This window comes from Paraburkholderia sp. JPY465 (assembly GCF_050436725.1).
GTDB lineage: Bacteria > Pseudomonadota > Gammaproteobacteria > Burkholderiales > Burkholderiaceae > Paraburkholderia > Paraburkholderia youngii.
On record NZ_JBNDMT010000006.1, the window covers coordinates 1,062,599 to 1,083,481 of the forward strand.

General features: G+C 64.6%; 23 protein-coding genes. 10 read left to right on the forward strand and 13 right to left on the reverse strand.

Annotated elements, in window-relative coordinates; genetic code table 11:
- Positions 1 to 102 precede the first annotated feature (102 nt).
- A complete protein-coding gene (locus QFZ94_RS38230) occupies positions 103 to 1,473 on the forward strand; it encodes an APC family permease (RefSeq protein ID WP_429463096.1) in 1,371 nt (456 codons plus the stop codon).
- Here the strand turns inward: QFZ94_RS38230 and QFZ94_RS38235 are convergent.
- Positions 1,470 to 2,618, reverse strand: a complete 1,149-nt coding sequence (locus tag QFZ94_RS38235) for a helix-turn-helix transcriptional regulator (protein WP_429463097.1) — start codon at positions 2,616 to 2,618, stop codon at positions 1,470 to 1,472. The two genes, QFZ94_RS38230 and QFZ94_RS38235, sit on opposite strands and share 4 nt — an antisense overlap.
- A gap of 147 nt (positions 2,619 to 2,765) precedes the next feature.
- Between QFZ94_RS38235 and QFZ94_RS38240 the strand changes: the two genes are divergently transcribed.
- A complete protein-coding gene (locus QFZ94_RS38240) occupies positions 2,766 to 3,878 on the forward strand; it encodes a helix-turn-helix transcriptional regulator (protein WP_429463098.1) in 1,113 nt (370 codons plus the stop codon).
- A gap of 130 nt (positions 3,879 to 4,008) precedes the next feature.
- On the opposite strand, the gene QFZ94_RS38245 is transcribed toward QFZ94_RS38240, so the two are convergent.
- Positions 4,009 to 4,383 carry a DUF3564 domain-containing protein gene (locus QFZ94_RS38245; RefSeq protein WP_368581226.1) on the reverse strand — a complete coding sequence of 125 codons (375 nt, stop codon included), beginning with the start codon at positions 4,381 to 4,383 and terminating at the stop codon, positions 4,009 to 4,011.
- 263 nt (positions 4,384 to 4,646) lie between these two features.
- On the opposite strand from QFZ94_RS38245, the gene QFZ94_RS38250 reads away from it, so the two are divergent.
- From QFZ94_RS38250 to QFZ94_RS38260, 3 genes are all read left to right on the forward strand, one after another.
- The gene (locus QFZ94_RS38250) at positions 4,647 to 5,633 is read left to right on the forward strand and encodes a zinc-dependent alcohol dehydrogenase family protein (RefSeq protein WP_368581227.1); all 987 of its coding nucleotides are present in this window, start codon (positions 4,647 to 4,649) and stop codon (positions 5,631 to 5,633) included.
- Between the two features lie 126 nt (positions 5,634 to 5,759).
- Positions 5,760 to 6,761 (forward strand): universal stress protein, encoded by a 1,002-nt coding sequence (locus QFZ94_RS38255; RefSeq protein ID WP_429463099.1) that lies wholly within the window; start codon positions 5,760 to 5,762, stop codon positions 6,759 to 6,761.
- Positions 6,762 to 6,811: 50 nt separating this feature from the next.
- A complete protein-coding gene (locus QFZ94_RS38260; RefSeq protein ID WP_368581229.1) occupies positions 6,812 to 7,282 on the forward strand; it encodes a universal stress protein in 471 nt (156 codons plus the stop codon).
- A gap of 33 nt (positions 7,283 to 7,315) precedes the next feature.
- On the opposite strand, the gene QFZ94_RS38265 is transcribed toward QFZ94_RS38260, so the two are convergent.
- The 3 genes from QFZ94_RS38265 to QFZ94_RS38275 all read right to left on the reverse strand — a co-directional run bounded on the left by QFZ94_RS38265 (position 7,316) and on the right by QFZ94_RS38275 (position 9,745).
- Entirely contained in the window at positions 7,316 to 8,416 is a 1,101-nt protein-coding gene (locus QFZ94_RS38265) for a PAS domain-containing sensor histidine kinase (protein ID WP_429463100.1), read from the reverse strand.
- Between the two features lie 122 nt (positions 8,417 to 8,538).
- Complete coding sequence (gene fnr, locus QFZ94_RS38270) at positions 8,539 to 9,321, reverse strand: fumarate/nitrate reduction transcriptional regulator Fnr (RefSeq protein WP_429463101.1); 783 nt, start codon at positions 9,319 to 9,321, stop codon at positions 8,539 to 8,541.
- 16 nt (positions 9,322 to 9,337) lie between these two features.
- Positions 9,338 to 9,745: a response regulator gene (locus QFZ94_RS38275; protein WP_368581232.1), complete on the reverse strand. Its 408-nt coding sequence runs from the start codon at positions 9,743 to 9,745 to the stop codon at positions 9,338 to 9,340.
- 248 nt (positions 9,746 to 9,993) lie between these two features.
- Between QFZ94_RS38275 and QFZ94_RS38280 the strand changes: the two genes are divergently transcribed.
- Complete coding sequence (locus QFZ94_RS38280; protein ID WP_368581233.1) at positions 9,994 to 10,455, forward strand: universal stress protein; 462 nt, start codon at positions 9,994 to 9,996, stop codon at positions 10,453 to 10,455.
- An 85-nt stretch (positions 10,456 to 10,540) separates the two neighbouring features.
- Here QFZ94_RS38280 and QFZ94_RS38285 read toward each other — a convergent pair whose 3' ends face one another.
- Both QFZ94_RS38285 and QFZ94_RS38290 read right to left on the reverse strand, forming a co-directional pair.
- Positions 10,541 to 11,008: a universal stress protein gene (locus QFZ94_RS38285; protein ID WP_429463102.1), complete on the reverse strand. Its 468-nt coding sequence runs from the start codon at positions 11,006 to 11,008 to the stop codon at positions 10,541 to 10,543.
- 23 nt (positions 11,009 to 11,031) lie between these two features.
- Positions 11,032 to 11,871: a universal stress protein gene (locus QFZ94_RS38290; protein ID WP_368581235.1), complete on the reverse strand. Its 840-nt coding sequence runs from the start codon at positions 11,869 to 11,871 to the stop codon at positions 11,032 to 11,034.
- Between the two features lie 199 nt (positions 11,872 to 12,070).
- Between QFZ94_RS38290 and QFZ94_RS38295 the strand changes: the two genes are divergently transcribed.
- The 3 genes from QFZ94_RS38295 to QFZ94_RS38305 all read left to right on the forward strand — a co-directional run bounded on the left by QFZ94_RS38295 (position 12,071) and on the right by QFZ94_RS38305 (position 13,682).
- Positions 12,071 to 12,421 carry a polyketide synthase gene (locus QFZ94_RS38295; RefSeq protein WP_429463103.1) on the forward strand — a complete coding sequence of 117 codons (351 nt, stop codon included), beginning with the start codon at positions 12,071 to 12,073 and terminating at the stop codon, positions 12,419 to 12,421.
- A 64-nt stretch (positions 12,422 to 12,485) separates the two neighbouring features.
- Entirely contained in the window at positions 12,486 to 13,232 is a 747-nt protein-coding gene (gene phbB, locus QFZ94_RS38300; protein WP_429463104.1) for an acetoacetyl-CoA reductase, read from the forward strand.
- Between the two features lie 135 nt (positions 13,233 to 13,367).
- Positions 13,368 to 13,682, forward strand: a complete 315-nt coding sequence (locus tag QFZ94_RS38305; RefSeq protein WP_368581238.1) for a hypothetical protein — start codon at positions 13,368 to 13,370, stop codon at positions 13,680 to 13,682.
- Between the two features lie 53 nt (positions 13,683 to 13,735).
- Here QFZ94_RS38305 and phaZ read toward each other — a convergent pair whose 3' ends face one another.
- Positions 13,736 to 15,034: a polyhydroxyalkanoate depolymerase gene (gene phaZ / locus QFZ94_RS38310; RefSeq protein ID WP_429463105.1), complete on the reverse strand. Its 1,299-nt coding sequence runs from the start codon at positions 15,032 to 15,034 to the stop codon at positions 13,736 to 13,738.
- A 359-nt stretch (positions 15,035 to 15,393) separates the two neighbouring features.
- Between phaZ and QFZ94_RS38315 the strand changes: the two genes are divergently transcribed.
- Positions 15,394 to 15,633, forward strand: a complete 240-nt coding sequence (locus tag QFZ94_RS38315; protein ID WP_429463106.1) for a hypothetical protein — start codon at positions 15,394 to 15,396, stop codon at positions 15,631 to 15,633.
- 40 nt (positions 15,634 to 15,673) lie between these two features.
- Here QFZ94_RS38315 and QFZ94_RS38320 read toward each other — a convergent pair whose 3' ends face one another.
- The 5 genes from QFZ94_RS38320 to QFZ94_RS38340 all read right to left on the reverse strand — a co-directional run bounded on the left by QFZ94_RS38320 (position 15,674) and on the right by QFZ94_RS38340 (position 20,790).
- Positions 15,674 to 16,672 carry a transketolase family protein gene (locus QFZ94_RS38320; protein WP_368581241.1) on the reverse strand — a complete coding sequence of 333 codons (999 nt, stop codon included), beginning with the start codon at positions 16,670 to 16,672 and terminating at the stop codon, positions 15,674 to 15,676.
- Positions 16,669 to 17,514 (reverse strand): transketolase, encoded by an 846-nt coding sequence (locus QFZ94_RS38325; protein ID WP_429463107.1) that lies wholly within the window; start codon positions 17,512 to 17,514, stop codon positions 16,669 to 16,671. Before QFZ94_RS38325 ends, QFZ94_RS38320 begins: the two co-directional genes overlap by 4 nt.
- 32 nt (positions 17,515 to 17,546) lie before the next feature.
- Positions 17,547 to 18,872 (reverse strand): MFS transporter, encoded by a 1,326-nt coding sequence (locus tag QFZ94_RS38330; RefSeq protein WP_368581243.1) that lies wholly within the window; start codon positions 18,870 to 18,872, stop codon positions 17,547 to 17,549.
- 110 nt (positions 18,873 to 18,982) lie between these two features.
- Positions 18,983 to 19,732, reverse strand: coding sequence for an SDR family NAD(P)-dependent oxidoreductase (locus QFZ94_RS38335; RefSeq protein ID WP_368581244.1), 750 nt, complete (start codon positions 19,730 to 19,732; stop codon positions 18,983 to 18,985).
- Positions 19,733 to 19,896: 164 nt separating this feature from the next.
- Entirely contained in the window at positions 19,897 to 20,790 is an 894-nt protein-coding gene (locus QFZ94_RS38340) for a LysR substrate-binding domain-containing protein (RefSeq protein WP_429463108.1), read from the reverse strand.
- Between the last annotated feature and the right edge of the window lie 93 nt (positions 20,791 to 20,883).

A 20,883-nucleotide genomic window follows, 5' to 3' on the forward strand; every position in this document is an offset into this window, starting at 1 on the left:
CGCGCCTGGCGACGGTACGGCCAACTGACGCTCCGTTCGCTCGCGGCCGACTCGCAGATGCCCCCTGCGCATGGGGTGTTTCGCCTTCGCGCGACATCTAGCATGAATACGACCGTGCTAGTCACCGGAATCGAGCTGGACTTGCATCGAGTCACAGCACAGGAAACAGCGAAGGAGAAAGAAGTGCCAGAATTGCGTCGGCAGATTTCGCTGTTCGGCGGCACGGCGCTGGCTGTCGGGATGGTCGTCGGCTCCGGCGTGTTTGGTCTTCCGGGCCTTGCGCTGCAGCTCGGCTCACCGCAAATCGCGGCATTCGGATGGTTGGCCTGCGCGATCGCCTGCCTTCCGCTGCTTTGGGTGTTTGCAATCCTTGGCACGCGCTACGCCTCCGCCGCGGGCATTTCGCGTTACGCCGAAGCCGCGCTCGGGCGGCGTGCCGAATCTGCCGTCACGGCCGTTCTATGCGGCACGTTCCCGCTTACCGTGCCGGCCCAATCGATGATCGGGGCAAGCTATGCGCTCGTTGCCTTTGGCCTCGGCAAGAGTGCTCATGTGCCCATCTGCATCTCGATCTTGCTGGTCGCCATTACGTTCAACCTGGTCGGCATTCGCAAGGCTGCGCTCGTCAATAAGCTCTCGCTCGCATTGATCGTCGCTGCCGTGCTCGCCCTTTGCGTGACGAGGCACGCCGACCTGCGCACCGGTATGCTGTTGTGGACGCGTCCCGACTGGACAGGCGTCAAGCCATCGCAAGTCTGGAGAGTGAGTGCTCTGCTTTTCTGGGCATTTGTAGGCTGGGAGAACGTCTCGTTCGGTCTCGAAGAGTTCCAGCAGCCGCAGCGAACGATCAAGCTCGTTTATCTGGCTAGCTTTCTCGTCGTAGTAGTGTTGTATTCCCTGCTGGCAGGCACCGTAAACGGTGCGTCAAGTAACCAGTCGTCGGTGAACGCGGCGGAAGGGATTGCCCATCTCGTTCCCTTGCGCTGGCAGTCTGCATTCGCGCTGGTGACAGTCGTGATTATTCAGGCGACAGCCAATGCGTGGGTCTTCGCTGCCAGTCGTCTTTTCTATGCCGCCAGCAGGAACCGCCTGCTGCCCGGAGTGTTTGCGCGCCTGGACGCGCAAGGAACGCCTCGCAACGCAGTACTGTTGGTGGCGGCAAGCTTTGCGGCCGTACTGGCAGGGGTGACGGCATTTCATATCCAGATCTCGGATCTATTGACCGTTGCTAACCAGAATTTTCTGGTGCTCTACCTGGTATGTATCTTCGCTTGCTGGAAGATCGAACGCGGAGCACAGCGATGGCTTCTGACACCGCTCGCATTTCTGTCCTGTGGTTTCCTGATGGCAGATTCGAACTACAAGATCCTCTATCCGATAGCACTGCTCGTGCTCGGCATGCTGAGTCAGCGCGTGCGCGAAAAACGCCCGCTTGCCGGTCTGGCGGAGACGGCCTTGCCGCCGCGACTCTAGCGGCCATCGGCAGATTCGAAAGCTTGCAGGCTGCTGCGCAGGATGAGCGCGACGAGCTCGGCCTGTCTATGTGTGCAGGTCTTGCCCAATATCTGTTTCAGGTATCCCCGCGCTGTGCCTAAGGCGATTGCGAGCTTCGTCGCCGCCTCTTCGACGCAGTAGCCGTTGGCAAGCAACACTGCAAGTTGCGCCTCGCGGCGCGTGAGCTGGAACGTTTCAACGAGTACGTCCGCATCGACGTTCGGCGCACGATCGGCCTCCGTCAGGAACAGAGCGCCACGTGTGGTGTTGGATTCGCCCGCATCTCCATACGCGCCAGACCGCTGGTGCAGGTCGAATGGCATGATCCTGACGACGAGTGGCAGGCGCGGCGGATCGCGCGAAAGATAGCAGCGCGTGGGGGCGGCTCGTTGTATCGCACTCTCGCGGCCGCCGGGTTTTATGTCATGCAAGCCGACCGAGCTGGCCATCGCCTTCTGCAACAACAGTGTTTCCGCGTGCCTCGTCGCCGCCACCGTGCGTTCGGACAGCACCAATCCGTTGCCACTCGATGCAAGCGCCTCGGCGCGTCTATTCACGAACACAGGGCATAGCGCGGCGTCGAACAGAATGACGCCGACGCTCGCGCGATCGAGCAAATCAAATACCGACTTGACGTTCGCGTCCGCGCGCACGAGCCGCTTGCCCACTTCGAGCGAGTTGATAAGGTGGGGCACAACGACATTCAAGGCGTCTACGTCTTCGTTATCGAAATCCGCTGCACCTAATTCGCGGCCGGTCGAAAGATAGACCTGACGCACAGGCGTGCGCACGAGTGGCGTGACGATCCCGTAGAACCCGCCAGCTGGACGAACCGCCTCGTTATACAGATCAGAGCGTCTGAAATCCGCGTCGGAGATCGCTGACGATTGACGCAATGACGTTCCTGCCGGAATGGCGCTGATCCAGTACGGCATTCGTGACGCGAACTCGCGGTGCAGTCGTGACGCGGAATAGAGGTCGATGCCGGTCGACGCGACGACACCAACGGCATCTCCGGTCACTTCGTTGAGCACCGCTTTATGTGCACCAATAGCGTTCACGACCGAATCGAGCGCCGCATGCCATTCCCCGGGATCGAGCGCCGCCTGATAGACGAGCCGCACCGCCGCATGAATGTCATCGACTCGTCCCATCCTTACATCTCCGCTGGACCAATACCCTCGCAAATGGGAGTAACAGTCGTGCCTAACGTCTGACAGTATAGGAAGCAACCAAAGGCATAGCGGATTTCTACGATTCCGGAGACAGAAATGTCTTCAAAACACGCTGCTTTGTCAGGTCACGTCCGGCGACTGTGCTCGCTTGGATCTGATCCGCACATCGTCATTCCGCACGTCGTCGAAACGCTTCGTACGCTGGTCGGCGCGGACTGGGGCATGTTCTTCTACGCGGACGCGCAGTATGCGCTTAGCGACATGTACAGCCAGAACGAGGCCATCTACGCAATGATGCCGCTCTACATGTCCGAAGTGCACAATACGGAAATGCAGGTTGATGCAATGGGGGTTAGTTTTTCGACTGCGATGCGGCGAGGACGAGGATACGAAAACTCGGCACGCCATGATGGGGTGTTGCTCAACAGCACGATGTACAACGAGCTCTACCGGCCTATGTACATCCGGCACAGCCTCGAACTGACGGCCTTCGATGGGAAGCGCGGGTGGGGCAGCGTGACGCTCAAGAGAATGCCCGGCGGCCGGCCGTTTTCCGAACGGGACCTCGCCGACATTCGACCTTTGTCGGCACATATCGCGCATGCGCTCACGTCGCCCAAGGGCCGGCATCCCGATCACACGGAAGATGGCCGTTCGTCGGTTATCGTGGCCGACGACACCGGCAAGATCATGTTGCAGAACGACGACGGCATGAGGATGCTCGCGCTGGCAGGCGGAGAGTCGGTCAGCCACGCGCAACATACCCGGCTCCCGGGTTGGCTAGCGCCGCTACTCGCCAATTTCAACGGAATCTGGCGAGGCTGCGCCGCAGCGCCACCTGTCCTGGAACGGTTCAACGCCGCCGGTCGATTTACGTTCAGAGCGTATCGCTTCGACCACGCAGCAGTGAACGCGGACCACGCATGTATCGCTATCTACACCGAGCATTTCCCTCCGCTCGCGTTCGAAATCGAGACGCGGGGATTTCAGCTTGGCTTGAGCGAACGGCAGCGGCAACTCTGCATTTACCTGTTGCTCCGACGCTCGCATGGGGATATTGCGCAACTGATGGGTATTCGCGAAAGCACTGTGATCGACCACGTGCGAAAAATCTACGCGAAACTCGATGTTCACAACCTGACGCAGCTCCAGGCCTCTTTTCGTCACGTCCAGAGTGGTACGGCGGTGGTGCCGTCGCCCCATTGCTGATCGAGCGGCAGTCGCGTGAAACAGGCCCACGGCGTGCGGACGAAGCACAAAGCGTGCGCTGGCCGCACGCGCTCGAGATCAGCGACGGCAGTCGTGGCGATCGCCTCCTCGGCGGTTACGACGCGCCCATTCACGCGTTTTCGTCGGTTGCGAAGACGCTGTTTTCCGGTTCCGTCTGTTCGACGTCGATGCATTGCACGCGCCAGTGACCGCTGATCAGGCTGCTGCCGCCGTCCGCGCACCACTGCACGCGGCCGATCTCGCCTTCGAACGGCCCGTCGAGCTGGTTGAGATCGAGCCCCTCGAGCACGCAGACCGGCGCCGTGCCATGCGGCGCGCACACCAGCGTATTGCCGCAATCCACATGCAACGCGCCCCATTCGGGCAAGTCGAGCGCGAAATGACCTTCGCGCGACCATCGCCGCGTGTCCTTGTCGAGCCAGAGAATGGCGAAGGCCATCGGGTTGACACGATCGAACGTGTCGAGATGAACGGTCAAACGCATGATAAGTCTCCGCAATATAAATGACTGGTTCGGATTGGCCAGGTACCTGCTGCCCGAGCGTTTGCGCGTCCTGCGCCTATCAGGAATAAGATCAGTGTACGGACGGCGAAGCGGCCCTTATTGACCTCGATCAAATGGTTCAGGGCAGCGGCCGATCGCGCGACACAATGGCGCGCCTATGCTGATCTGATGAAAACGGCGCGCACCTCGCGGTCTGCATGACGTCAGCGTGCCGCCGCCGAAGCGTCAGAAGGAGAAACCCGATGCGAGCGATGGTGTTCGACGGCAGCTCGGCGACGCTGACCGAGCGGGAAGTGCCGGATCCGCGGCCCGGCGCCGGCGAGATCCTGATCGACGTTCATGCCTGCGGCGTGTGCCGCACGGACCTGCATCTGGTCGATCGCGAACTCGAGCATCCGAAACGGCCGGTGATTCCAGGCCACGAAATCGTCGGCGTGGTGGCCGAATTGGGCGCGGGCGTCAGCGGTTTCAAGGTGGGCGAGCGGGTCGGCGTGCCGTGGGTCGGGCGCACCTGCGGGCACTGCCGCTACTGCCTGTCCGCCCGCGAAAATCTCTGTGAAGACGCTGGCTTCACCGGCTACACGATCGACGGCGGCTATGCCGAGCGCACGGTCGCCGATAGCCGCTATTGCTTTCATCTGCCGCCGCACTACGGCGATATCGAGGCCGCGCCGCTGCTGTGCGCGGGTCTGATCGGCTACCGCACGTTGAGCATGGCGGGCGACGCCGAACGGATCGGCATCTACGGTTTCGGCGCGGCCGCGCATCTCGTCGCGCAGGTCGCGCGTCACCAGCAGCGCACCGTCTATGCGTTCACGCGTCCCGGCGATCACGCGGCCCAGCAACTCGCGCTGCGCCTTGGCGCGGCATGGGCGGGCGGCAGCGACGAGGCGCCGCCCAGCGAACTCGACGCCGCGCTGCTGTTCGCGCCGGTCGGCGCACTGGTGCCGCTGGCGCTGCAGGCGGTCGCGAAGGGCGGCGTGGTGGTGTGCGGCGGCATTCATATGAGCGACATTCCGTCGTTCCCGTACGCGTTTCTGTGGGGCGAGCGGCGCGTCGTATCGGTCGCCAATCTGACCCGCGACGATGGGCTTGCGTTCATGCGCAGCGCCGCGGAGACCCGGCTAGCGATCGAGACGACCACCTACCCGTTGCGCGACGCGAACCGCGCGCTCGACGATCTGCGCCACGGCAAGCTGACCGGCGCGGCCGTGCTCGCGATCCGCTGATGATTTGCTCACGGGCCATGGTCGCTTGATACAGATCAAGCCGCCCGCCGCGCCGGCGTTCATTATGTAAGCGCGCACCGTTGGGGCCCCGTCACGGGCCGAGGCGCGACGATCCGAGGAAAGCCGATGAACACTGCCGCCGAGCGCAACTCCTTTCACCGCGTGATGATCGCGTCCGCGGGCGGCGCCGGACTGGCGCTCGCCACGCGCGTCGCCCAGCAGTTCGTCGCCGCGGACGCGCGCTTTCGTCTCGTCAATATCGTTTGCAATCCGGCCGCGCTTTATCCGACGCTGATGCTCAGCTATCCGGACTGGTGCGAGACGCATCGCGCGATGCTGCACGGTGCGCAGGCTGCGCTGCGCGACGCGGTGATCGCGTTGCACGGCGTCGTCGCGGCGACCGACGCCGAAATCGTCGATCTGACCGCGCTGCATCAGGGCGCGGCCGAAGCGCTCGCTCATACGGCGGCGCAATGGGATGCGGATCTGGTCGCGGTGGCCGCGCATTCGCGCGAACATCGCTGGGGTGGCCGTATCGATCCGGAGGAATTGGTCGCGTCGATCGGACGTCCGGTGCTGTATATGCCGGCGAGGTCGACCGACGCGAGCGATGCCGCGGTGGTGAGCCGCGTGCTGGTCGCGATCGATGGCAGCGACACCGCGCTCGACGCGCTGCGCACCGCGCTCGCGGTCGCGCCGCCCGACTCGTGCATCAAGGTCGTCTACGCGGCCGACGACCGCTTTGCGTGGTGCGAATGGCTGCCGTTCGAAGTCGTGTTGCAGCAGCGAATCGATGTATTGCGGCGCGGTGCGGCGATGCTCGAACAGAGCCGGCGCGCGGCGGAAACCGCGTTGCTCGAGTTCAACGACGATTCCGGCGATGCGTCGACCGCGATTCTCGACGAAGCGCAACGCTGGCACGCGGACCTGATCGTGATGGGTTCGCACGGCATGCGCGGCATGCCGCATCCATTGCCGGGACACGTGACGTCGCGCACGCTGCGTGACGCGGCTTGTCCCGTGCTCGTGTGTCCGCGCGATGCGCCGTCGTTGCGGGCGGATGCGGTGCTGCGTGGCCAGTGGCGGGAGCCGCATCCGGGCAGTGCGGGCGGGCCTTTTTATCTGTAGCAGGGGCGCGCCACGCGCGTTGACAAATCCAACCTCAGTGGAGAATCGGCATGTACCAACATATCCTCGTCGCGCTAGACGGCAGCACTTTCTCGAAACGCGCGCTGAAAGAAGCGGTGAATCTCGCCGCGTTGACGAAGGCCGTCGTGCATCCGGTTTATGTAGTCGACAAGACGCCGATCTTTTCCTATGCCGGCTATTACGACCCGCTCGCGCTAGTCGAAGCATTGCGCCAGGACGGCCACTCGGTGCTCGAGGAGGCCGAGCAGGCCTGCGCCGCCGCCGATGTGCGTTGCCGGCCCGCGATGATCGAGTCTGAGAGCCTGTCCGACGACGTCGCCACGATCGTGTTGCGCCACGGCGAGCAGGTCCACGCCGATCTGCTCGTGCTCGGCACGCATGGGCGGCGCGGCGTGCGGCGCCTCGTGATCGGCAGCGTGGCGGAGCGGGTGCTGCGTTTCTCGACCTGTCCGGTGTTGCTGATGCGCGAGCAGATCGGCGAGGAAGCGCCCGAGGAGTAATCCCCGGTAGCGGCGCGCGGCGGCGTGTGAGCACTACACGAGCGCGTCGGCTGGCAGCTGGATCGAGATCCTGAAACCATGGCCGGGCGAGCTGGTGAACGACACGTTGCCGCGCAACTGCCGCACCCGTTCGCGAATGCCAAGCAGCCCGAATGAAGTTGTTCCCTGCGACTGATCCAGCGCGACACCCACGCCGTCATCGTCGATATCGAGCGATACGGTCGGGCCCGCGCAGATCATGTCGATGCGTACGCGCCTCGCCTTGGCGTGCCGCGCGACGTTCGTCAACGCCTCCTGAACGATGCGAAACAGCGCCGTCGCCGCGAATTCGCCGCATACCGGCTCGGCCGGTTCGAGATGCACGCTCGAGCGAACGTTGTAGCGTTTCGTGAAGTCTTCGGCCAACCAGTCGAGCGCGGCGGCGAGTCCGAGGTCGTCGAGCAGCGGAGGGCGCAGATCGGCGGCGATGCGCCGCAGCGAAGCGGCCATCCAGTCGATCTGCTTTTGCAGCTCATGCGTTTGCGCCGCAAGCGGCTCGGTGTCGGCTTGCTGATTCAGCTTCGCTTCGAGCAGCGCGACGCTCATTTTCAGCGCCGTCAGCCGTTGGCCGAGATCGTCGTGCAGTTCGCGTGCAATACGTTTCTGCTCGTTTTCACGGGCGATCTGCGTGTGAGTGGATACCTGACTCGCGCGTTCGAGTTCCGCGAGACGCATGCGCTCGGTCAGATCGCGGGTGACCTTGGCGAAGCCGAGCAGCGCGCCCGACGCATCGTGCACGGCGGAAACGACCACGTTGGCCCAGAAACGCGAACCGTCGCGACGCACACGCCACCCTTCGTCCTCGGCGCGGCCGACGGCTGCGGCGGTTTCCAGTTCGCGAGCGGGCTTGCCGGCCGCGATGTCTTCCGGGGTATAGAACTTCGAGAAATGCTGGCCGATGATTTCTTCGGGCGTGTAGCCCTTGATGCGCTGTGCGCCGGGATTCCAGCTGGTTACGCGGCCGGCGGGGTCGAGCATGAAGATCGCGTAGTCCTGTACCGCTTCGACCAACATGAAATAGCGATCCTCGACGGACACGTCCGACCCGGACGCAACACTGGTGAAGCAGGAAGACTCGCCGCTCGATAGACCCATCGCTCCTCCGGGCGGCCACGCAAGGTCGCGTACCGCAACGCACTGAGTTATATCAGTTCAGGAGCGCCGGTTCCACCCGGCATGTCCCGCGAACGAACGTGAGGCGAGCGCCGCGCCGACGCTCAAACCCGAGCCAGTCGTTCCGGGTCTTCGATGCGGATCGTTTTGCCGTTCGCCTTGACGAGGCGTTCGCGCTGGAACTTCGAGAACATCCGGCTCACCGTTTCGAGCTTCATGCCCAGAAAGCAGCCGATTTCCTCGCGCGTCATGCGCAGATGAAACTCCGCGGCCGAAAAGCCGCGCGCCTTGAAGCGCTTCGACAGATTCAGCAGGAACGTCGCGACGCGCTGCTCGGCGGTCATCGTGCCCAGCAGCATCATCTGGCTCGATTCGCGCACGATCTCGCCGCTCATCATCTGATAGATGTGATGCTGCATCGGTTTGATCTCGCGACAGATCGCCTCTAGCTGCGCGAACGGAATGATGCACACGACGCTATCTTCGAGCGCGATCGCATCGCAGTTCTGCTTGCCCTCGCCGATGCCGTCGAGGCCAAGCGAGTCGCCCGCAATCTGGAAGCCGGTCACGTGCTCGCGGCCGTCGCGATGCATGACCACGGTTTTGAATGAGCCGGCGCGTATCGCGTAGATGCTTTGAAACTCGTCGCCCGCGCGATACAGCGCGTCGCCGCGTTTGATCGAGCGCGTCGAGCAGATCAACACGTCGAGCCGGCTCAGTTCGTCCGGCGTCAGCTCGGGCGGCATGCAGATCGCGCGCATCGCGCAGGTGGAGCAGCGCGTGACGGCGTGGCGTGCCGCCGCGGTGCTGGGCGCGACGTGGATCGGTACGACGTGCGAGGTGCGAGGCGCGTCGTGGCGGGGTTCACGGACTGCGGCAACTTGCATGATCGGCTCCTGGCGGTCAGACCCGATGCGCACGGCGCGCATAGGCAATCGCTTCGATGGCGCGGCAGGCGAGCTCGAACTCCGAGGTCTTGTCGAAGAAGAAGTCGGCGCCCGCCGCTTCGCACGCGCGGCGAAACGCCGTCGCGTCATGATTGGTCAGCACGATGCTGACGATGGACGGCCGCGCCCGCGACAGCGCAGCGAGCAGCAGCAGGTCGGTCTTGCCCGAGAAACACGGGTCCAGCACCGCGACATCGGCGCGACTCGCGACGATGTCGTCGAACGCGTGCTCGACGCCCGCGGACTCGCCGGCGATTTCGATGCCGGGAATCAGCGCGATCAGGCAAGCAAGCCGGCGCCGGACCTCGGTCGCATCGTCGACGAGAAAAACTCTCGATAAGGTGGCTGACGGGGGGCTGTCCATACCGACCAGTATTGGCGACCTAACCTTGGAAATATATCGGCGGCGCTTTAAGCGGTGCTAGGAGTTCAGGCAGTGGTTGTAGGAATATTCCTAGTGGCTTGCTGGCGATGTCGTCCAGCGGCGGCGACGCCGACCGGCGGCCCGTTGACCTGCGTCAAGCCGCGTGGCGGCGCGCGCTTCACACTGTCGGTGCAAACGCGCGACGGCGCCACTTCGGGTCATGCCAGCGCTTTCAGAGGGAGTCCGACATGTATGCACGAATTCTGGTTGCACTCGACGACAGTCCCAGCGCGCAGCGCGCCTTCGCCGAGGCGCTGAAGCTCGCGAAGCTGACGGGCGCCACGCTCGAAGCCTGCTGCGTGGTGGGGCACGGCAAGTGGTCGAACAATGCCGACGTGGCTTTCGAGCCGGAGCCGGCGAGCGCGGCGCAAGATTTCGCCAGCCGCGCGCTCGATGGGCCGCGCGAGCTGTTGCGCGAGGCGCAGGTGCCGGGCGGCGTGCGGGTGATCGACGCTTACGCCGAAAACGTGTCGGCGGTACTCGCGCGCGTCGCCGACGAAATCCAGGCCGATCTGATCGTGATGGGCACGCATGGCCGCCATGGCGTGCAGCGCTTTCTGCTCGGCAGCGTCGCGGAGTCGCTGGTACGGGCGACCGACATACCGGTGCTGATCGTGCGGCATGACGAACAAGGCCACCCGCGGCCCTGAAGCGCCGCGCCGCGCAGCAGCCGGTTTCTAGCGGCTCAGGTGGATTCGCTCAGGTGAGTCCGCTGTCGGCGCTCGCCGGGGCTGGCTAAGCGCGCGCCGCGCTGCTCGCCTGGGCGGGAATCATCAGCACCGGGCAACAGGCGCGGCGCAGCACGCGCTCGGCGACGCTGCCGAGCATCAGCCGTTGAAACCCGCGACGGCCATGCGTGCCCATCACGATCGCGTCGGCGTGCCATTCGCGCGCCGTTTCGACGATGCGATGGGCGATGTCTTCTCCGGTGATCGCCACTTCGACGGTCCGGGCCGTGCCCTTGACCCCGCGTGCGCTCATCCGGCTCTGCTCGTCGGCCGCGATGCGCTTGCCTTCGTCGATGAACGCGTCCTCGATCGTGGATGGGTCGAAGCCGGGCGCGTTGTAAGCGATCACGGGCACATCGATCACGTACAGCGGCATCAGCTCGGCGCCCGATTCGGCGGCGAGCGTCAGCGCGGCGTCGAACGCACCCGAGGCGGTGGCGCTGCCGTCGAGCGCGACGAGTAGGCGCTGAAACATGGCTGACTCCTTAAGCGCGCACTTCAGTGCGACAACAGCACCGGCACGGTCATCGACTCGAGCATCGTGCGAGTCGCGCCGCCCAGCACGACTTCGTGCAGGCGCGAATGTGCGTAGGCGCCCATCACGATCAGGTCGCAGCCGAGGTCGGCCGCCTGCGACAGCAGCGCGTCGCCGACCGGCGTGCGGTCCGCGACGCTCAGCTCGCGCACGTCGATCTTCACGCCGTGACGCGCGACGGTGAGGGCGATGTCGTCGCCCGCAGCCATGCCCTGCGGCGGACGATCGGCGGACGAATGCACCGTCAGCAGCGTCACTTTTGCCGCATGCGCGAGGAACGGCAGCGCGTCGTGGATCGCGCGGGTCGCTTCGCGGCTGCCGTCCCACGCGATCAGCGCGTGGCGGCCCGGCGCCGCGAAGGTGCCGCTCGACGGCACCAGCAACACCGGGCGCCCGGCCGACAGCACGATGTGCTCGACGAACTGTTCGGCGACGAACGCCTCGGGGTCGGCCGGGTCGGTCTGGCCGAGCACGACGAGATCGGCGACCCGCGCATAGGGCGGCACGACGTCGTTCGCGTAGCCGTTCGCGGCGATCCAGTGGCCGTCGACGTTCGCGCGCGCGAGTTCCGCGCGGAACAGCCGCTCCAGCGCGCTGGCACGCTCGTGACGCAGGCGCTCGTGCTCCGCGTAGTAGTCGGCGGTGCCGGCCATCACGAAGAACGCGTGCCGCGGCGGCACGTACGTCGAATACAGGCCGGTCAGCGTCGCATGAAAGCGGTGCGCGAGCTGCAATGCGATCTCGAGGCGCGGATGTGCACGAACGCTCGTATCGAGGTGAACGAGAATGCTTTTGTAGCTCATCGCCAAAGCTCCGTGACAGAACGTGGGAAACGGGCGCAAGCGGGCTTGCGCCCGCTGTCAAATGGAGTCTATGAGCCCGGCGGCCGGGGCGATTGACGCAGATCAAGCGCGGGTCGTCGCGCGCTCGATACGGCGGCAGACGCGATCGACGGTTTGCAACCGCGCCTGGCAATCCTATGCTGTGCTCTGGAGGGCAGCGATGATGGCTTCCGGATTCGACGCGCCGCTCGGGCGCTGCGCTTTACCCCGGACCTCGACGGCATTCGTACAGCCCGAAGGCTGGTTCGATTACGCGTCGGCGTATCAGACCGTGCAGCGCGCGGCGCGCGAGTACGCGCAGTGGAGCTTCGCCGACTGGAGCAAGTCGATCGCCTTCGCCGTGCAGCACGAGGCCGACTGGTTCGACGAGGCCAACCGCGCTTGCTCTGCCTGGTATGCGTGGTGGCTGGCGGCGTGCGGCATCGCGCCGGGCGTCGCGCCGCTCGCGGGCGGCCTGAGCGCGGGGTGGTGGGGCTCGCAGAACGCGCTGCCGTTCGCGGGCGTCGTTTAGCCGCGCGGGCCGGCACAGCCGGCGCGCGCACTGTCAGTGGCAGACACGGCAAGGAGGAGTTCAGATGGGAACGGATCGCGTGGCATTGGTGACAGGCGGGATGGGCGGTTTGGGCGCGGCGGTCAGCCGGGCGCTTCATGACGCGGGTATGACGGTCGCGGTGACGCACTCGACGCACAACGATCACGTGCCGACATGGCTGGAGCACGAGCGCGACACGGGGCGCGACTTTCAGGCATACGAAGCCGACATCGCCGACTTCGATTCCTGCGCGCGCTGCGCGCAACGCGTGCTGACCGACCTGGGCAGGGTCGACGTGCTGATCAACAACGCCGGCATCACGCAAGACACGAGCTTCGCGAAGATGAGCAAGGAGCACTGGGACGCCGTGCTGCGCACCGATCTCGATGGCCTGTTCAATATGACCAAGCCGCTGTTGCCCGGCATGCTCGAGCGGCGCCACGGCCGGATCGTCAACGTGGGGTCGGTCAACGGCTCGCGCGGCGCCTACGGGCAAACCAATTATTCGTCGGCCAAAGCGGGCGTGCACGGATTTACGAAGGCGCTTGCGCTCGAAACCGCGAAGCACGGCGTCACGGTGAACACGGTGTCGCCCGGTTACCTCGCGACCGCGATGGTCGAAGCGGTGCCGCGCGAGATTCTCGACACGAAGATCCTGCCGCAGATTCCGGTCGGCCGGCTCGGACGTCCGGACGAGGTGGCTGCGCTGATCGCGTTTCTGTGCTCCGACGAGGCGGCTTTTATCACCGGTGCCGATATTGCGATCAATGGGGGCATGCATATGCATTGAGGGCGAGCGCCTTCACCGCGCTTGACCCACGTCAATGACCGCCTCTGGGGTAAGAACAAGATAAGCCCATAACGAGCGCCTGGACCTGCGTGTATCGGAACCAGGTCCGATCAATGATCGCAACGGGAGGCGAAGATGGGCATTGACATGCAGATCGTCTACCTTGGCTTCGCGGGTGCCGCTCCGCTCGAAGCCGAAGCAGGTGCGCAGCTGGTGCGTCTCGCGCGGTTTGGCGCGCTCGTGTCGCACTGCCATCTCGCCATCGAGGCGTTGCGTCCGGGGTCGTCGCGTCCGCTGTATGACGTGCGGCTCGATCTCGTCACGCCCGCGCGCGAACTCAAGCCCATCGCGCACTGCGCTGACGACGACGCGAAAGCGGCGATCCGCCGCGCGTTCGATGTGGCGGAACTGGCCCTCGAAGCCGCAATCGGCACGGAGCGCGGGAACTGAGCGAGCTTGCGTCGTGACGCGACGCGCGGACTGCCGGCGTTTTCGCGGCCACCTCAAGCCGATCTGCGGTTTGCCGAACTTCTGGCCACGCGGCGCGGCTGGCAAACCTCCGACGCGGCGTGTTCGACATCGCGCCAGAATTCGCAGAGGCCCGGATAAACCGCGTCGCGCCAACGCGGGCCGATGAACAGATCGTAGTGATTGCACTGCTCGATGGTGAGCTGCCGCGCGGTCCGCATCGGCGATGTATCGCACAGCGCATGCGCGCAATGGGTTTGCCCCGCGCCGGTGATCTCGTCGCTGTCGCCCTCGATCGTGCACAGCGGGGTATCGCGCAGCGCGGCGATTCGCACCCGGCGCCCGGCGACCGACCACAGATCGCGCGGCAACAGATGTTCGTGAAACACCACGCGAAGCATGTCGAGGAAGTAGCACTCCGTCATATCGAGGACGGCCGCATACTCGTTTGCCGAGCGCAGCGCCCGCTGCGCACCGGGCATGTCGCCGGCGAGCCATCGGGACCAGTAGTCCGCTTCGAGCCGCAACTGCCGCTCCGGATGCGCGGCAAAAATCGCGGCCTGCTGGATGAATCCCGGATAGACGAGACGTCCCGCGCCGCGATAGGGCGGTGGAACGATATCGATCGCATGATCGTGGAACCACTCGAGGGTATGCGAACTCGCGAAGCGGTCGGTGACGGTCGGGTTCAAACGCGTATCGATCGGGCCACCCAGCAGCGAGATGCTCGCAAGCGGGGCGGCCTCGTCCATGGCGAGCAGCGCCGCGGCGCCGAGCACGGGCACGCTCGCCTGACAGATCGCGAGCACATGAACCGGCGACCCGAACGCGCGGGCGGCGGCGATGAAGCTATCGAGCGCCTGCACGTAGTCGTCGAGCGATAGCGGGCCCGCCTCGAGCGGTACGTCGCGCGCATCGGCCCAATCGGTCACGAAGACGTCACGTTGTTCGAGCAGTGTCTCTACGGTCTCGCGCAGCATCACCGAGTGATGTCCGGCGAGTGGCGCGCACAACAGCACGGGTGGTTCTGTGTGGGTAAGTGGTGCGGGCAGGTTGCGCTTGAACCTGAGCAGCGCGCCGAGCGGCAACGAGGCGACGACGCTTTCGTCGACGCTCACGCGGCTACCGTCGACGGCAACCGAGTGGATCGCGAATGGCGGTGTTCGCCCGAAAGCGCAGGTGGACCGCAGCAGCCAGTGGCTGAACGCGTCGGTCGCATGATTGGGGCTGAGCCAGCCCGTTTGCGCGCTCTGCATCGACCCCGAATCGGTTAGAACTCCCCCGACCATCGCGCGAGCGAGGCGTTGTTGTGCATCGATAAAGGCGTACCACATGATGAACCCCGGCGTTCGTCGATCATGAGGGCAGCGTTGCCGCGCCGGCACGAACTCGTGGCGCGGGTACGTCGCAAAAGCTTACCGCGAAACCTCGGGGCGATGGGCGCGAAATCGATGCGCGCGCGGTGCATCGCTGCGCCGGTAGCATGTCGCATGCACGGGTCGTTGCGCGTTTTCCCGGCAGGGTTTTCACGCGCTCGCGCGAATCTGAAGCGAAGCTGAAGGCATCGGGCGAGCGATCGGCGTCGAGCGTGACTCACGGTTCGCGTCGACACTTGACCTGGATCAACGAGACTGGCGTTGCACGGCCTTACGCTGACGGTGGCAGCCGCACGCGACAAACCGAGGAGCATCCAATGACCATATCAGCAAACGCGCAGCAAGGAAGCTGGTCCGTGAGTGTCCATACGGAGGAGGCGCAAGAAGGCGGATTTCAGGCGACGATCCATGTCAAGCATGTGTCGCCCGAAGGTGACTTCGAACGCACCTTTCAGCAATCGCAGGTGTTCGCCGTGGAAAGAGAAGCGGTACTCGAAGGACTGCGTGAAGGCATGACATGGATCGCGCTGAAGACGACGCGGACCATCGGGGTGTAAAGCCGACGGGGCCCGCGCGGTGGCATGACAATGTGCGTCGTCAACCGAGCCACGTTTTGATCGACGTAGCCATCGCGTTAGTCGAGATGCCATAGCGATCGTGCAGCGTCGGCAGCGCACCGGCAGCGAGGAACTCGTCGGGCAACGCAATTTGCCGGAACGGCGGCGTAACGCCAGCGCTGAGCAGCGTGCGCGCTACGGCTTCGCCGAGTCCGCCGATCACCGTATGGTTCTCAGCGACGATCACCATGCGGCCCGTGCGCTTCGCTTCGCGCAGGATCGTCGCGGTGTCGAGCGGCTTGATGGTCGGCACGTGCAGCACCGCCACGCCGACGTTGTCTGCCTCCAGTGCCTTCGCGACTTCGAGCGAGCGCATCGTCATGATCCCCGACGAGATCAGCAGCACGTCATTGCCGTCGCGCAGCAGCTTCGCCTTGCCCAGTTCGAAGCGATAGCCGTATTCGTCGAGCACCGCGGGCACGTTGCCGCGCAACAGGCGCGCATAGACCGGCCCTTTGTGTGCGGCAATGGCCGGCACCATCTGCTCGATATCGAGCGCGTCGCACGGATCGATCACCGTCATGTTCGGCATCGCGCGCATCAGCGCGAGATCTTCGGCCGCCTGGTGACTCGGACCGTAGCCGGTCGTCAGGCCCGGCAACGCACAGACGATCTTCACGTCGAGGTTGTCTTCGGCGATCGTTTGATGAATGAAGTCGTACGCGCGGCGCGTTCCGAACACCGCGTAGGTCGTGACGAACGGCTGCGCGCCTTCGTGCGCGAAGCCGGCGGCCGCGCCCATCAGCAGTTGCTCGGCCATGCCCATCTGGTAGTAGCGGTCCGGAAATTCCTTCGCGAAGATATGCAGGTCGGTGTACTTGCCGAGGTCGGCCGTCATGCCGATCACGTTCGCCTTCGTGCGAGCCAGTTCGACCAGCGCATGACCGAACGGCGCGGAACGCGTGACCTGTCCTTCGGCCGCAATCGACGCGATCATCGCCGAGGTCTTCAGGCGCGGTTTATTTGCAACGGTACTCATGCTTGTCTCCCGGCTTCGAGCGCTTCGAGCGCGAGTTGCCATTCGTGTGCATCGACGCGGATGAAGTGATTCTTCTCGCGTGCTTCGAGGAACGGCACGCCGCAGCCCATCTGCGTATCGCAGACGATGATGCGCGGTTGCGGTTTGCCGTGATGCCGCGCGTTATCGAAGGCGCGCTTCACCGCGTCGATGTCGTTGCCGTCCACGCGCTGCGTGTACCAGCCAAACGCTTCGAGCTTGTCGACGAGCGGCTCGAACGCCATGATCTGCGTCGACGGACCATCGGCCTGCTGGTTGTTCACGTCGACGATCGCGATCAGGTTGTCGAGCTTCCAGTGCGCGGCCGACATCAGGCCTTCCCAGACCGCGCCTTCGTCGAGTTCGCCGTCGGAGAACAGCGTGTAGACGAAGGAGTCAGACGCTTTGCGCTTCAAACCGAGGCAGCGGCCGACGGCGATCGTCAGCCCCTGGCCGAGCGACCCGCCCGACATCTCCATGCCCGGCGTGTAGCTCGCCATGCCGGACATCGGCAGGCGGCTGTCGTCGCTGCCGTAGGTTTCGAGTTCATCGGCGCGCAGGATGCCGGCTTCGAACAGCGCCGCGTACAGAGCAATCGCGTAGTGGCCATTCGACAGCAGGAAGCGGTCGCGGCCTTCCCACTCGAGGTCTTCGGCGCGGTAACGCATCGCGCCGAAGTAGGCGACGGCCAGCACGTCGGCGATGTCGAGCGCCTGGCCGACATAGCCTTGGCCCTGTACTTCGCCCATCAGCAACGCGTTGCGGCGGATGCGGTACGCACGCTCGGCGAGCGTGACCGACTCGGTGATGGTGTCAGTGTCCATCGGTAACTCCTGTAGCAGGTCGAGAGAGAGGTTCATCGGTTCACGGATCGCGCGGGCACCAGAAAGACCAGCAAGGCGCCCAGCGTCACCGCGGCGGAAATGAAGATCAGCCCGGCGGTGGACTTGCCGGTGAGATCGTTGAGCCAGCCGACGATCGCCGGAGAGAAGAAGCCCGCCAGATTTGCGAAGCAGTTCACCGCGGCGATACCGGCCGCCGCGGACATGCCGCCGAGCAGCGCGGTCGGCAGCGACCAGAACTGCGACGACGAAGCGAGAATGCCTGCCGACGCAACGCTCAGGCACACGATCGACGCGCCGACGCTGCCAAGCAGCGGCAAGGTCGCGAAGCCAGCGGCGGCGACCAGCATCGGAATCGCCAGGTGAAAGCGACGCTCGCGGCGACGGTCCGCGCTCATGCCGATTAGCGGCAACGCGACGATCGCGCACAGATACGGAATCGCGGTGAACAGGCCGACCCACAACGGATCGGCGACGCCGGCCTTGCGGATGATCGTGGGCAGCCAGAAGGTCAGGCCGTACTGGCCCAGCACCACGCAGAAGTAGATCGCCGCCATCAGCCACAAGCGCCGGTCGCCGATGAAGTCGCGAATCGACACGTGGGTGACCGTCTGTTGCGCATCGTTCGCGACGTTGCGTGTGAGCAGCGTTTTCTCCGCGTCGTTCAACCACTTCGCTTTGGCGATGCCGTCGTCGAGATACAGCAGAATCGCGATGCCGAGCACGAGCGATGGCAGCGCTTCGAGCAGGAACAGCCATTTCCAGCCCGACATCGACAACGCGCCGTGCAGCGAATGCATGATCGCGCCGGACAGCGGTCCACCGATGATGCCCGCGAGCGGAATCGCCATGAAGAACAGCGACAACGCTTTGGCGCGGCGCTCCGCCGGGAACCAGTAGGTCAGGTAAAGGATCACGCCGGGCGCAAAGCCGGCCTCGGCTACGCCGAGCAGAAACCGCAGCACATAGAACGCGGTAGGTGTTCTGACGAACACGAAGCTCGCGGAGATGACGGCCCACGTCAGCATGATCCGCGCGAGCCAGCGGCGGGCGCCGACGCGATGAAGGATGACGTTGCTCGGCACCTCGAACAGAAAGTAGCCGAGAAAGAAGATGCCGGCGCCCATCCCATACACCGTTTCGCTGAATTGCAGATCGTTGAGCATCTGCAGCTTCGCGAAGCCGACGTTCACGCGGTCCAGATACGCGCCGAGATAGCACAGCATCAGAAATGGAATCAGCCGCCGGGCGACTTTCGCATAGGTCCGCGCTTCGAACGTGAGTTCGTCGTTTCGCGGTATCACGTCGCCTGCAACGGTCGCGGTGTATTTCGCTTTCATCGATGTCTCCTGTGTGCGCCACGGCAGGCGCTGCTGCGCGTGCCCGCGGCCACATGCCCCGGATAGTGTCCCGGGTGCGTTGCTTGCGCCGCCTGGCGGCGCGCGGTGTTTCAGTGAATCAGCATGCCGCCGTTGACGTCGAGCGTGATCCCCGTCAGGTAGCTCGACAGGTCGCTCAGCAGAAAAAGGCACGCGTTCGCGACGTCCGCGGCGTCACCGAGCCGGCCGAGCGGAATGCCTTTGATGATGTCCTCGCACATCGCGGGCGTCAGTTTGTCGCCGGTGATATCCGTATGGATGAGGCCCGGCGTGATCGAGTTCACGCGGATCTGGTTCGCGCCGAATTCACGCGCCATCGCCTTGGCGAGACCGAGCACACCCGCTTTCGCGGCGCTGTAGTGCGGCCCGCCGAAGATGCCGCCGCCGCGCTGCGCCGAGACCGAGGACATGCAGACGATGCTGCCGCCGTTTTGCTCCTTCATCGCCGGAAGCACCGCTTGCGACATGTACAGCGTGCCGCGCAGATTGACGTCGACGATCGCGTCGAAGTCCTTGCCGCCGATCTCGAGCGTGCGCACCGGCTGCGTGATGCCCGCGTTGTTGACGAGACCGTCGATGCGCCCAAAGCGCTGCAACGTCTCGCGCGCGGCCGCGATGCAGGCGTCCTTGTCGGTTACGTCGCATGCCAGGCCGAGATGCTTCGCGCCGAGATCGGCGGCCGCGCTTTGCGCATCTTCGCGGCGCAGATCGAGGATCACGACGCGTGCGCCTTGCGCGGCCAGCGCGCGGGCCGTGGCCTTGCCGATGCCTCGCGGCGACGCCGCACCCGTCACGATGATGGTCCGGTTCTCGAGCAACATGGTTTGTCTCCTGTGTGTTGACTGGTGCCCAGAGTGTCGGCTCGCGAGGCGCCCGGATCAACGCGGAAACGTTCAGCAATAGCTGAGAAAAATTCAGATGACGGAGGGAGCGCACGCCCGGCGCTATGCGAGGCGTGCAGCCGGATGCAAACGAAAGCCCGGATTCAGCCCCGCAAGTCGGCGGCCGCTTCGCGCTCGATCCACGCAAGGAAGCGCTCGACGCGCGGCAGGTCCGCGTTCTGCGCCGGATAGACGAGATGATGGGCACCGACTTCGACCGCGAAGCTGGCGTCGAAGACGGGCACGAGCAGGCCTTCGCGTATCTTCACCGATGCGAGCATCAGGCTTTCGAGCGCGATGCCGAGCCCGAGCGCCGCGGTTTCGAGCGACATGTACGAGCGGTCGAACGAGAAGTCGAAGGTCTTGTGCGCGGCGGAGACACCGGTCCTGCCGAACCACTGTTTCCACTGCACGAGCGGCGACTCCGAATAAATCAGCCGATGCGACAGCAGGTCTTCCGGCGTCTTCACCGGATGTTGCGCGAGGTACTTCGGCGACGCGAGTGGCGCGATGAACTCGCCGCGCACCGTTTTGACTTCGACATTGGTCCAGTTGCCGTAGCCGTGGCGCACGTCGATGTCGTAGAAGCCGTTCGAGAACGACACGTTTTCGTATGAGCAGGCGACGTTCAGCTGGATGTCGTCGTTCGCTTCCTGGAACGACGACAGTCGCGGCAGCAGCCACATCAGGCCGAAGCTCGGGCTCGAGTGCACGCGCAGAATCTCGACGTCGGTACGGCTCGACGCGCGTTCGGTCGCGCGGCTCAGGTCCGCGAGCGAGCCCGTCACGTCGGCCAGATAACGCTCGCCGATCGGCGTCAGCACGAGGCCGCGGCCGGAGCGCTGGAACAGCGCCTGCCCGATGATCGATTCGAGGTTGCTCAGTTGATGGCTCACCGCCGACGCGGTCAGGCCAAGTTCGTCGGCCGCGCGGTTCACGCTTTTCGTGCGGGCAACGCTTTCGAACGCGATGATCGCCTTCAGCGGTGGGATGCGCATAGTGAAATTTCTTTCAGTTGCAGTTGCAGTTGGATGGAGCCGCCTTGGTCGCGAGTGATGCGCACTGCCATTCTGTCCGTAAGCCGCACCGAT